Source organism: Pseudochrobactrum sp. sp1633, from assembly GCF_030376605.1.
Taxonomy (GTDB): Bacteria; Pseudomonadota; Alphaproteobacteria; order Rhizobiales; family Rhizobiaceae; genus Pseudochrobactrum.
This window is the reverse complement of record NZ_JARRAE010000022.1, coordinates 1-11,947: the sequence shown is the minus strand read 5'-3', so window position 1 is coordinate 11,947 and position 11,947 is coordinate 1. Positions and strand designations below refer to the sequence as shown.

The window sequence follows — 11,947 nt, the reverse complement described above, 5'->3', positions numbered from 1 at the left end:
GATGTGTTCTACGGGTCGGCTGTTTCACACAGATGCAGCTGCATATTATAGGCCTGTATTTTCTGAATAATATTTTGTGGTGGCGCGCTGTCTGTTATCACGGCATCCACGATATTCAGGGCGCCTAGTTTTACAAGCGCGCTTTTACCAAATTTGCTGCTGTCTACGGCCAGCAATTTGTACCGTGACTGATTGAGTGCTTTGGAAACGGCTGCAACTTCTGTGCGGTCGTCATCACACAAATCTGCATCATCATCGATGCCGCTAACTGAAATCACCGCATAGTCAAATTTGAAGCGGTTTATAAAATCCGGCGTGTCTTCCTGAAAAATACCGCCGTCGACCGCGCGGACAAAACCACCGGGAATTGCCAGCGCGAATTCAGAGTTTTCGCTGATGATAGAAGCGACGCGCAGGCTATAGGTGACAATTCGCAGGCCTTGCCGGATGTCTGTCAGTGCACGCGCAATTGCTTCGCAGGTTGTTCCGGTGTCAATGAAAAGTGTCGCATTATCAGGAATAATATTGGCAACAAAAGCGGCGATTGCCTGTTTTTGGGCAGCCTGATCAAGACGTCTCTGACGGTATGTTCCCGGATCCACAGGGGTGGCAATGGTTGCCCCGCCATGAATTCTGCGTACTTTTCCGGTGGCTTCCAGCGCCATAATATCGCGCCGAGCTGTTTGCATGGTGACAGCACACAACCGCGCGATTTCTTCTATGGAAATATAATGATGCTGCTCAATATAGCTGAGCAAAAAAGCCTGCCGGCTTTCTTTTTTATTTCCGCCTGCTGGCGCAGAGTTTTCAAGTTGCATGGAAGACCCCCGATGACCGTTTCTTACGTGCTGCTGCCCTGATGCGTCAAGGTAAAGCCTGCACTAGGCGGGCATTGTATAAAAACTGACATGAAACTCAGCTAATGTAAGAAAAGCAACATTTAATTATTCTCAATCTTACTAGCAGGAAATTGTGACGATGAGAAAACCGCGGGCAGGGACAGAAAATAAATCTGGTCTGGGAGCAGGGGTTGCAGGTGCATTGCTGTTCGCGGCGATCAGCACCAGTGCACAGGCTGAGCAGGCAAAAAGCGATAATTTTTCGCTGACCATTATGGGATTTAATATCTGGAATAATGGTGCCGATTCCAAAATGTGGGATGCTGAGGCAAAGAAGAACGGTGCGCTGGTTTATAATAAGACGATGCAGGATCTGCTGCTCGGCGTTGCTCCCGATGTGCTGGTTATGCCCGAGCTTTATAATAACAGCGGTAAAACATGGCAGGGCAACAGTGTTGTCGGCGCGCATGTAAAAAATACGCTGGATCTGCTCAACGGGCAGACGGATAAACTCGGTACCTATCAAAAAATCAAAGACCATGAGGCGCGCGAAGGCAGCGGAATGGTCTTTTCCAGTGGCAATACGGAATATCTGGCTCCCAATACTATTCTGATGAAAGCGGGCAATGGCTTCCCCGACACTGTTATTGAGGGGCGCCATTTCAATTATGCGGATGCACCGGTTAACCGGATCAATCAGGCAAAAGATGCCAATAAGCTGGCGCAATCCAATCTTGTGCCGACAATCCTCGTTGGCGATTTAAATGCCGGTGATATTTCCGAGCGCGGCCTGCTGAGTGTGGATGCGCAGTTGCGGCTGATAAAAAAAGCAACCGGTAATAAGCTTTATGCTGCGCTGGCCGCAGAATATCTGGGATTGGCTGATACAGCGAAATATCGCGCAATTATTCAGGCAGAATATCCTGGTTCCAATATTGATACCCTGTCTTACAACCAATGGGGCACTGCCCTTGAAAAGGCCTATAAGGCCAAAAAAGATATTGGTCTGGTCAATGAAACCTATCCGGTCGCGAATAATTTGCCGGTAACGATGAATATTCTGAAGCAGCAGCATCAGCTCATCCAGCTGGACAGAAACAGAGAGCAGTTCAAACCAAGTGATGTCGGGGATGAGCGTGCAACCTGGACCAGTGACGGTGAAGAAGCCACCAATATATGGGAGAGCTGGGACCGAGCGAATATCGACCATATTATGGTGTCGCGCCCTTTCGCCAAATGGGTGGAGATTGTTGATAACGGAAAATGGTCCGGTACGCTTTCAAAGCCTGCTTTGCTGCCAAATGGCAATTCGCTTTCTGACCACGATCCGATAGCGCAAACATTGCGCTGGGTTGGTCCTAAGCTTGAAACCTATAAAGATGGTGATGATACGAAGAGCCGCCTTATCTGGGGCGCGGATGCATCCGGTTTCGAGACAAAGAATAAAGAATTTTATCTGACCAGAAATAACAACCGTAATGATGTTTATCTCGGTCAGATTGCGGATGCGAACGGCAATCCGATCCTGAAAGATCTGACGACAGAAGAAAAGCAAACGCTTCTCAATTGTCAGACAACGGATGCGCGGTTTGCTCAGGCTGTCAGAGACTATTGTATCGATAATCACAATTTCATCGGGGAGACTGTGATTTCAGATGGCGGAACAGTCGTTGTTGATGATGATGCAGCCTTGGGAGGCGCATCCGCTGATTTGCGGTTGAATGATGGTGGTTTGCGTGTGGCAGGGCACGACATGAACAAGCTTGACCGTAAAGTTGTGCTGGACGGAAAAGGCTGGATTGATGTGGTTGCTGCGGGAAATAATCTCTCAGTTGATCAGGCAATCACCGGAACCGGCAGTCTTACCAAACGCGGCGATGGTGTTTTAACGCTGAATGCGGCCAACAGCTATACGGGCGGAACGCTGGTTGAACGCGGCGGGCTGATTGTTGGCGATGCGGATCATAGTGATGCTTCGGTGGCAGGCGCTGTTACTGTGCGTAACGGCGGTTTCATTGGCGGCGCTGGTACATTCGGTGCAATTCATATTGCTGCAGACGGCGTGCTGGCTCCGGGAAATTCCATTGGCACATTAACGACAAGCGGTGATCTGGTGATGGATACCGGTGCCCTCTATCATCTGGAAATTAATCCGGATGGCAGTGCCGATCATGTGCATGCTGCGGGAACGGCTTCAATCGACGGTGCTAAGCTTTATGTAGAAAAAGCAACAGGCACTTATGCGCCGGACAGCCGCTATACGATCATGACTGCTGATGCAGGGATCAGCGGCACCTTTGCTGATCTGAGCCAGAATATGCCGTTTATCAATCTTGGTCTGACCTATGATCCGAAGGCAGTCTATCTGGATGTGCTGCGCAATCAGATTGCTTTTGATGCCATTGGTGAAACGGAAAATCAGCGTTCAGTTGCAGCTTCAGTCGAGGTTCTGGGGAGTGGCAATGCGGTTTATGATGCCGTTGTCGGACAGGAGAGTAAAGAGCATGCGCTGAATGCGTTTAATCTTTTATCCGGTGAGATTTATGCATCTGCCAGAACTACGCTGGTTAATGCGAGTGCTGATCTGCGCAATGCCGCGCAGGATCGTCTGCGGAGTGCTTTCGGGGATGCCTCAGCACAGAAAGGTGCACAGGTTGCCTCTGAGAAAGATGCTCCTGCAGCTCTGTGGTTGCAGAGTTTTGGCACATGGAGCGAAAACGCGTTGAATAATAATGCAGCAAGACTCAGCCAGACAACCGGTGGTGTGTTTGCGGGTTATGATGCGGAAGTGGCAGATAATGCGCGACTAGGTGCTCTGGCCGGTTACAGCCGTACCAGCTTTGACGTTGATAACCGCGCATCCTCGGGTGAGAGCGATAATTATCATCTCGGTCTTTACGGCGGTGCACATTGGGGCAACACAGCTCTGAGCGGTGGTCTGGCCTATAGCTGGCATTCCGTGGATATTAGCCGCTCAGTCCGGTTCCCTGATTTTTCAGAAAAACTCACTGCGGATTATGATGCAGGTACAGTGCAGGCTTTCGGTGAACTCAGCCATAAGCTGCAAACAGGCACTGCTGTGTTTGAGCCTTTTGCTAATCTGGCCTATGTATCGGTGAAAACAGACGGGTTTAAAGAAGCAGGCGGTAATGCTGCTCTGACCATTGACGGCAATACAATGAGCACCACTTTCACAACGCTTGGTCTTCGCGCGGCAACGGATGTTGTGCTGGGTGATGTGAAAGCCAGCCTCAATGGCACACTGGGCTGGCAGCATGCTTTCGGCGATACAGATCCGATCAGCCGTGCCTCTTTTGCCTCGGGCACAGCTTTCGACATTTCGGGTATTCCTGTTGCGCAAGATACAGCGCTGGTGCAGGCAGGTTTCGATGTTAAAGCCAGTGAGCAGGCCAGTTTTGACATCAGCTATCGTGGCCAGTTCGGCTCCGGTTATCAGAGTAACTCCGTTAATGCCAAACTGGGGATAACGTTCTGATCTTCTGCTAAACATATCGCAAAAGAAGCCGCCGGTTTTCTGAACAGGAAACCGGCGGTTTTTGTTTAAGCCTGACCGGATAAATCGAATGTTTTGGCCAGTAATTCATAATGACGGATACGCAATTGCGCATCATGCAGCACATCCTGCACCATAATTTCTGTTGCTTGCGTTTCCCGCATCATGCGCTCCAGAACAGATTTAACCCGCTCAGGCGTGCCAATCACGTAAGCCGGCCAGTCCGTGTCTTCCGCAGGCAATACGCCACCCATCATTGCAATTGCTTCGTCCGGTGTGGGGAGATGGTCCAGCATGATATTATCTTTGCGGCGTAATTTAAAAGCTGCCCGCATCGGCATTGCCAGACGTTCAGCTTCTTCCTGCGTCGGAGCAACAATCAGACGAACTGCGAGCAGTGTTTCAGGTTTTTGAACACCCGCAGCAAACCGCGATGGCTGGAAATGCTCATAATAGGCTTTCATTGCCAGCGGTGCATTTTCAGGTTGGTGAAAGGCACTGCATGCCAGCGGCAAGCCAAGAATTGCTGCGCGTTTGGCGCTGGCTTCGGTTGCTGCCAATACCCAAGGCAGCACACGGGCAGGCTGATCCGGCATAATCTTTATCTGATGAAACGGCGAGTTTTCAGGCAGGTCATTGCCGAGCCATCCGGCAAATTCCTCTGTCTGCTGCGCATGATCATCGGGAATTTCCGTGTCCCGCAGACGCCTGAGTGCGGTATCGGCCTCAATACCTGCGGTGGCACGGCCAATACCCACATCAATACGCCCCGGAAACAGGGCGTTCAGTGTATGCAAGGCTTCGGCAGCTTTGTAGGGGCTGTAATGATTGAGCAGTACACCGCCAACGCCGATACGGATTGTTTTTGTTGCACAGCCAAGTGCCGCAGCAAGCACCTCAGGCGCGGGATTAACCTCATAGGGAACATTATGATGCTCAACAAGCCAATAGCGGTGATAACCGAGTTCTTCAGCGCGTTGAGCCAGAGCGAGCGATCCCTGAACTGCTTCCGCCGAGGTTTTGCCATTCGGGATTTGCACCGGATCAAGGATCGAGAGCTTCATAACGTCTTTTCCTGTCAGATTAGTTTTTTGAGAAGGCGGATGGTGCAACCAGACCGGCTTTAATGTCGATGGCACTGTCTTTCTGCAGCATACCTGCTTCAATCATGAAGGCCTGATCAGCGGTCAGATTTGCAACGTCATTTTCTGTCATAACAGGGGTGAAGTCATAAAGCGGCATTTGCTTTTTTGCATCTTCGATTGAGATCTTCTGCTCTTTTGATGCAATTTCCATTGCTTCTTCCGGATGCTGGCTCATGAAATCGAGCGCTTTATAATGCGCTGCAAAATAGGCTTTCACGAGATCAGGATGCTCTTCAAGAAATGCACCGCGCACAGCAATCACAGTGGTTGGCTTGATAAAGCCTTCGCCGTTTGTGAGGGCTTTGCCACCGGCCTGCTCAACCTGCACAACGCCGTTGCCTGCAAGGGTAGCAACATCAACCTGACCCGAGAGCAGGGCTGCACGGGCGGCACTCAGATCCATGTTGATATATTCCACGTCACTCAGCGTCAGATTTTGTGAGGCAAGCGCCGATACCAGCAGCTGGTTCAATACAGTGCCTTTTGGACCTGCAATTTTCTTGCCTTTCAGATCTGCGAGGGTTGCAGGGCCTGATGCCTGCGTCATCAGAAAATAAGCTTTAGGTGAGCGGGCATAAGCCGCGACGATTTTAAGATCAATTCCATTGGCTTTTGCCAGAATGGCGGATGTCCCGCCAAGAACACTGGCAATATCAATTTCACCGGCAGCGATAGCCTGCGTCTGCTGCGCACCGGAGGTTATAACCGGGCTTTCAACTTTAATATTGTGCGCGGCAAACGCCTCATCCAGATAGCCTTTTTCACGCATGATGATGGACGGCACGTTGAACGGTGCGGAGACATAAGTAATACGCACGGTGTCTGGCTTTTCGGTTGCCAGTGCAGGCTGGATTGCAAATGGCAGGATCATTGCAGCGGTAAGCGCAAAAGAGGACAGGTATTTCATCGGGAGGCTCCAGATTACATTATCAATTGGTGTTATGGTTCGGCACGGCGTCTTGCGGCGTTAAAAGCCGCTGCAAAATCGTGCGCCGGTGCAGGGAAATACGGGAATCTGTGGGATCGCGCGGATAGGGCAGATCAATCATTGCAGTACCGGCCAATGTGCCCTGATCCAGCTCCAGAACGGTTTGTCCAAGCAACACAGCCTCTTCAACATCATGCGTTACGAAAACGATTGTCGGTTTGCGTTTCTGCCAGATGCCGACCAGTTCATTTTGCATGGAGCGGCGGGTAAAGGCGTCCAGTGCCGCAAAGGGTTCGTCGAGCAGCAGCAGATCAGGTTCCATCACTAAGGCGCGGGCAATAGCAACGCGTTGTGCCATGCCGCCGGACAGCTGGGCGGGCATAGCACTGCGAAAGGCAGTCAGGTTCACTAATTCCAGAACGGCAACGCAACGCTGCATGATGACATCTTGTGGCAGGCGGCCTTTAAGACCAAAGGCAACATTATCAATCACTGACAGCCAGGGCATCAGACGGGCATCCTGAAACACCACGCCCACGGTCAGCTTTGCTGTGCCCTTGTGGGTCAATGTGCCTTCAGTCGGCTCTGTCAGACCGGCAAGAATGCGCAGCAGTGTCGTTTTTCCACAGCCGCTGCGACCGACAACTGTCGTGAAGCTTCCCTTGGCTAAGGTTACAGTGATCCCGCTCAGAGCCGAGACATGTTTTTCAGCAACCTGATAGTGCCGCCCGATATTTTGAAGCTCAAGCACGGGCCGTCTCCAGATCTGTTGAAAGCCAGGGGGCGAAGTGACTGATGACGCGCTTCAAAACCTGATCGGCGATCAGGCCGGTGATGCCGATCACTAAAATACCGACCAGCACAATGTCTGTGCGTGCAAGGTTTTCTGCGTCAACGATGAGATAGCCAAGCCCTGCCGATGAGGCGATGAGTTCTGCGCCAACCAGTGCTCGCCAGCTATAGCCAAGACCGATGCGCAACCCGATAACAATGGCCGGAAGTGAAGAGGGCAGAATAATACGCCGCATGATTTCAGTTTTGCTCAGACCGCAGACTTTTCCCACCTCAACCAGTTTTTGATCCACATGGGCAATACCGCCACGCACGCCGAGAAAAATCGGGAAAAAACACGCAAGAATAATGATGCCGACTTTCTGCGTTTCTCCGATACCCAGCCAGAGCATGAGAAGCGGCATAAGCGCCAGCGGCGGAATTTGCCGCATGAATTCCAGCAACGGATCGAGAATATTGCGGACCGGCTTGCTGATGGAGAAGAGTGCCGCCAGTAAAACGGCGAGCATGACAGCTATAATATAGCCAAGCCCGACGCGCTGCATACTGATGAGCGTGTGGCGGGCAAGCTCACCGGATTGCAATAATTCCCAAAATGTATTGGCTACTTTTGCTGGAGGCGGAAGCAAAAACCGGTTAACCCAGCCGAAAGTGCTTGCTATCCACCAAAGCCCGAGCAAACCGGCAAACACAGAAATGGTGGTAAAATATCGGCGGGTAATCATTCTGACTCAATACATTGCAGGCTATTAGCAGTTTTGCGATTGAGTATAGCATAATCTTGATTTTTCAAGTCATGTTTGCGTGATGCATCAGATCATGCGGCAAATTGTTTCCCGGTGTCTGTGGTCACAGCACAGATAGTTTGTCCGTAAAAAATACAGATTGGCACAACTCTGCAGGCATGACGTGACAGTGAGCCTAAGGCGTGGCATAGGGAGGTGCAAAATCAAAAGGCCTCCCTACTCATGATCCGCATTGACAATATCAGCAAGTCCAACAGCCATCGTATTCTCTTCATTGAATCGTCTGCGGCTTTAAACCGAGGTGAAAAGATTGGCCTTGTCGGGCCGAACGGTGCGGGTAAGACAACCTTATTCCGTATGGTTACCGGCGAAGATCAGCCGGACGAAGGTCAGGTCACGGTTGAGAAGGGTGTGACCGTTGGCTATTTTGATCAGAATGTTGGTGAAATGGGCGGACGCTCAGCTGTTGCGGAAGTGATGGATGGTGCGGGTCCGGTGAGTGTTGTTGCCGCTGAACTGCGTGAACTTGAAGCCGCGATGTGCGATCCTGACCGTCTGGATGAGATGGATGCGATTATCGAGCGCTACGGCGAAGTGCAGGCGCGCTATGAAGAGCTGGACGGCTACGGACTGGATGGACGGGCGCGTGAAGTTCTTGCGGGGTTGAGCTTCAGTCAGGAAATGATGGACGGTGATGTCGGCAAACTATCCGGCGGCTGGAAGATGCGTGTGGCGCTTGCCCGTATTTTGCTGATGCGTCCCGATGTTATGTTGCTTGATGAACCTTCCAACCATCTTGACCTTGAAAGCCTGATCTGGCTGGAAGAGTTTCTCAAAACCTATGACGGCGCGTTGCTCATGACTTCGCATGACCGCGAATTCATGAACCGTATCGTTTCCAAAATTATCGAGATTGATGGCGGCTCCCTGACAACTTATTCCGGCGATTATGCTTTTTATGAAGGTCAGCGTGCGCTGAACGAAAAGCATCAGCAGGCGCAGTTTGAGCGTCAGCAGGCAATGCTTGCCAAAGAGATCAAATTTATTGAACGCTTCAAGGCTCGCGCTTCCCATGCATCGCAGGTGCAGAGCAGAGTTAAAAAGCTGGAAAAGATCGACCGCGTGGAGCCACCGCGCCGCCGTCAGACTGTTGCATTCGAGTTTGCAACGCCGCCGCGTTCAGGGGAAGATGTTGTTAACCTGAAGGGCGTGCATAAAACCTATGGCAGCCGGACGATTTATGATGGTCTGGACTTTATGGTGCGTCGTCGCGAGCGCTGGTGCATTATGGGTGTTAACGGGGCGGGTAAATCGACCTTGCTAAAACTCGTTACCGGCACAACGGAAGCGGATCAAGGCATTGTCACACTTGGTGCCAGTGTGCGGCTCGGCTATTTTGCGCAGCACGCGATGGATATTCTGGATGGTGACAGCACTATTCTTGAGTGGCTGGAGCAGCGCTTTCCAAAAGCGGGGCAGGCGCCTTTACGCGCTCTTTCCGGTTGTTTCGGGTTTTCAGGCGATGATATTGAAAAGAAATGCCGTGTTCTCTCCGGTGGTGAAAAAGCACGGCTGGTGATGGCGGCCATGCTGTTTGACCCGCCGAATTTTCTGGTGCTTGATGAACCGACCAACCACCTTGATCTTGATACCAAAGAAATGCTGATCAAGGCGCTTTCAACCTATGAAGGCACAATGCTGTTCGTTTCGCATGACAGACATTTCTTGTCGGCACTTTCAAACCGTGTTTTGGAACTGACACCTGATGGTATTCACCAATATGGCGGTGGCTATACCGAATATGTGGAAAGCACAGGTCAGGAAGCACCGGGTTTGCATAGTTAAAATGAATACGCCTCCCGAAGATGATCTTCGGGAGGCGTTCTTATTATAAAGAAAGGCAAACACCGCAATTACCGGCGGTACAATTTTTCATAGCGCTTGATCAAACGATCGCGTTTCAGACGCGAGAGACGCTGAATCCAGAAAATACCGTTCATCTGGTCAATCTCATGCTGATGGCAAACGGCAAGCAAACCCTCAGACTCTTCTATATGCTCTTTTCCGTCCAGATCCTGATAACGGATATGCACAGCGGCATGACGTTCGACCTCATCGACGACCCCCGGCATAGAAACGCTGCCTTCCTGATGACGGATCATCTTTTCAGACGTCCAGATGATTTCAGGATTAATGTAGATTTTGACAGTCTCACCGGCAGATAGTTCCAGCACAGCGATACGTTTTGGTATGCCGATATGGGAGGCCGTGATGCCGATCCCCGGAGCTGCCCGCATTGTATCCAGCAAATCATCCGCTAACACACGCAGGGTTTCGTCAAACAGGGTGACGGTTTCAGCAGCTTGTCGCAAGCGCTGATCGGGATATTGAACGAGCGGGCGTATGGTCATGGTGTTGCTTTATATATGGAAGGCAAAAGGAGTGCGGTATTTCGCATGGTGTTTTTTGATTAATGCAAAACCGGCGCCATGAACAGGTCGAATACACACCGCTTTAATAAGCATGTGCACATGCTGCGTGATTTTTATCCGGCTCGTTATCGCATAGCAGCCAGCCACCGGCTCCAGTCGATTTCTGAACTTGTGTCTGACGTGTCCAAAACCTTGCTGAATGCCAGTTCCCGATAATCGCGCGGAGACATATCAAAGGTTCGGGAGAACAGTGCGCTGAAAGCGGAGGCGTTTGCAAAACCCCAGCTCGCGGCGATCTCACTAATCGTATAGTGATGATGCGCCGGATTAGCGAGATCATCACGACACCGGTAGAGGCGTCGCTGGCGTATATAAGTGTGAAAGCCGTGCACGTGCCCCATAACACGATATAATGTGGCGCGTGAAAGAGCAAAATGCCTCGCGACCCGATTTGCACTCAATGTAAAGTCAGTCAGGTTATCTTCAATGTGACGGCGCACCGCCAGCCAGGTTGCAGTGCGAAGCGGTACGGTCTGCTCTTCATTGATTGTTCCGTTCAGGGCGGCCGCAGCCAGGGCCAATGTTGGTCCTTGCATGGCAATTGCATCCGCCGATGTCATATGTGGTCCGGCACGATAGAGCGCCAGAACATGGCTGCGAAGCAGGGCCGTCAAAGGCAATTCAGCAGCAAGGCGTCGTCCGCCATGTGTGTCGGGATTCTTTAAAAGCGGATCGAACAGGCGTCTTGGCATAACAAGGTCAAAACTCTGATAGGTAGTTGAGGCTGTTTGGATTGGCTGAGCCATATCGACCACGAGCATATCTCCGTCAGCGGCCAACTGTTCCTGCCCGCGCGTGGTCGCACTACGCTGACCACGAACATAGAATTGAAGCATATAGTAATCGAGGCTGTCTGCGGCGATCCGCGATCCGATACGCTCAGTCTTTTGTCCGGAACTCGTAACCGTACCAAACATCAAATCCGCAGCATGAAATGCATCAACACTGGCGTGGAATGTCTCGTCTGTAATTGCTGAGATGTCCCACACAGATGTTGCACTGTCACGCCAGAGTGGAACGCGCTTCTTTTCAGGCAGCGAATTTGTATCGAATACGGAGCGCAGGAGTGACATATGCGAAAGTATCCCGGACATTGTTACGACTAAAGAGAAACGCAGACACGCATTATCAACACGAACCGAATGCAATCTGATTACGCGTTCATAATGCCGACTCTGTCAGCGGCATCCAGATCTATCTAATATTCATTTTGCATCAAACAATAAGGACTGTGTGTGGCGTAAAGCGAATCCTGTGCGGTGAGTCTGAAAATTCAGACGTAGAATCGTGTTTTTTGCGGTTTGAAGTCTTTTGATTCCGTTTTTGATGAATTTTTCACGGGTTCTTTGTTCTGTGTTTCCTGTTTTGATTCTGTTTTTGTGAGTCGAAACAAGGGTTTGTGGTGGGGTTTTGATATATGTGCGGTGCGTTTTGGGTTGTTTTGATCGCTTTTGTTGGTGGGTGAGGGGATAAAGAGGGGTGGAAAGTGTG

The 11,947-nt window shown here is 50.9% G+C and carries 10 protein-coding genes; 2 read left to right on the top strand and 8 right to left on the bottom strand.

Going from position 1 to position 11,947, the window contains the following annotated elements:
- Window positions 1–8 precede the first annotated feature (8 nt).
- Window positions 9–818 carry a DeoR/GlpR family DNA-binding transcription regulator gene (locus P8H26_RS16465; protein WP_289634223.1) on the bottom strand — a complete coding sequence of 270 codons (810 nt, stop codon included), beginning with the start codon at window positions 816–818 and terminating at the stop codon, window positions 9–11.
- 160 nt (window positions 819–978) lie between these two features.
- On the opposite strand from P8H26_RS16465, the gene P8H26_RS16460 reads away from it, so the two are divergent.
- Window positions 979–4,335, top strand: coding sequence for an autotransporter domain-containing protein (locus P8H26_RS16460; protein WP_289634222.1), 3,357 nt, complete (start codon window positions 979–981; stop codon window positions 4,333–4,335).
- Window positions 4,336–4,400: 65 nt separating this feature from the next.
- Here P8H26_RS16460 and P8H26_RS16455 read toward each other — a convergent pair whose 3' ends face one another.
- From P8H26_RS16455 to P8H26_RS16440, 4 genes are read right to left on the bottom strand one after another with little or no spacing between them, the layout of a single operon-like run.
- Window positions 4,401–5,417: an MsnO8 family LLM class oxidoreductase gene (locus P8H26_RS16455; RefSeq protein WP_289634221.1), complete on the bottom strand. Its 1,017-nt coding sequence runs from the start codon at window positions 5,415–5,417 to the stop codon at window positions 4,401–4,403.
- Window positions 5,418–5,436: 19 nt separating this feature from the next.
- Complete coding sequence (locus P8H26_RS16450) at window positions 5,437–6,405, bottom strand: ABC transporter substrate-binding protein (RefSeq protein ID WP_289634220.1); 969 nt, start codon at window positions 6,403–6,405, stop codon at window positions 5,437–5,439.
- Between the two features lie 22 nt (window positions 6,406–6,427).
- Entirely contained in the window at window positions 6,428–7,177 is a 750-nt protein-coding gene (locus tag P8H26_RS16445; RefSeq protein ID WP_289634219.1) for an ABC transporter ATP-binding protein, read from the bottom strand.
- Window positions 7,170–7,943: an ABC transporter permease gene (locus P8H26_RS16440; RefSeq protein WP_289634218.1), complete on the bottom strand. Its 774-nt coding sequence runs from the start codon at window positions 7,941–7,943 to the stop codon at window positions 7,170–7,172. The genes P8H26_RS16445 and P8H26_RS16440 overlap by 8 nt, the downstream gene beginning before the upstream one ends.
- A 243-nt stretch (window positions 7,944–8,186) precedes the next feature.
- Between P8H26_RS16440 and P8H26_RS16435 the strand changes: the two genes are divergently transcribed.
- Window positions 8,187–9,809, top strand: a complete 1,623-nt coding sequence (locus tag P8H26_RS16435) for an ABC-F family ATP-binding cassette domain-containing protein (RefSeq protein WP_289634217.1) — start codon at window positions 8,187–8,189, stop codon at window positions 9,807–9,809.
- A 68-nt stretch (window positions 9,810–9,877) separates the two neighbouring features.
- On the opposite strand, the gene P8H26_RS16430 is transcribed toward P8H26_RS16435, so the two are convergent.
- The 3 genes from P8H26_RS16430 to P8H26_RS16420 all read right to left on the bottom strand — a co-directional run.
- Window positions 9,878–10,375 (bottom strand): peptide deformylase, encoded by a 498-nt coding sequence (locus P8H26_RS16430; protein ID WP_289634216.1) that lies wholly within the window; start codon window positions 10,373–10,375, stop codon window positions 9,878–9,880.
- Between the two features lie 146 nt (window positions 10,376–10,521).
- A complete protein-coding gene (locus P8H26_RS16425) occupies window positions 10,522–11,529 on the bottom strand; it encodes a helix-turn-helix domain-containing protein (RefSeq protein ID WP_289634215.1) in 1,008 nt (335 codons plus the stop codon).
- 132 nt (window positions 11,530–11,661) lie between these two features.
- Window positions 11,662–11,947: hypothetical protein (locus P8H26_RS16420; RefSeq protein ID WP_289634214.1), on the bottom strand; the 286-nt coding region annotated here is incomplete at its 5' end.

Bases quoted from the DNA above. Each gene is read 5' to 3' on its own strand.
- P8H26_RS16465 (WP_289634223.1), bottom strand. From the start codon at position 818: ATGCAACTTGAAAACTCTGCGCCAGCAGGCGGAAATAAAAAAGAAAGC.
- P8H26_RS16460 (WP_289634222.1), top strand. From the start codon at position 979: ATGAGAAAACCGCGGGCAGGGACAGAAAATAAATCTGGTCTGGGAGCA.
- P8H26_RS16455 (WP_289634221.1), bottom strand. From the start codon at position 5,417: ATGAAGCTCTCGATCCTTGATCCGGTGCAAATCCCGAATGGCAAAACC.
- P8H26_RS16450 (WP_289634220.1), bottom strand. From the start codon at position 6,405: ATGAAATACCTGTCCTCTTTTGCGCTTACCGCTGCAATGATCCTGCCA.
- P8H26_RS16440 (WP_289634218.1), bottom strand. From the start codon at position 7,943: ATGATTACCCGCCGATATTTTACCACCATTTCTGTGTTTGCCGGTTTG.
- P8H26_RS16435 (WP_289634217.1), top strand. From the start codon at position 8,187: ATGATCCGCATTGACAATATCAGCAAGTCCAACAGCCATCGTATTCTC.
- P8H26_RS16430 (WP_289634216.1), bottom strand. From the start codon at position 10,375: ATGACCATACGCCCGCTCGTTCAATATCCCGATCAGCGCTTGCGACAA.
- P8H26_RS16425 (WP_289634215.1), bottom strand. From the start codon at position 11,529: ATGTCACTCCTGCGCTCCGTATTCGATACAAATTCGCTGCCTGAAAAG.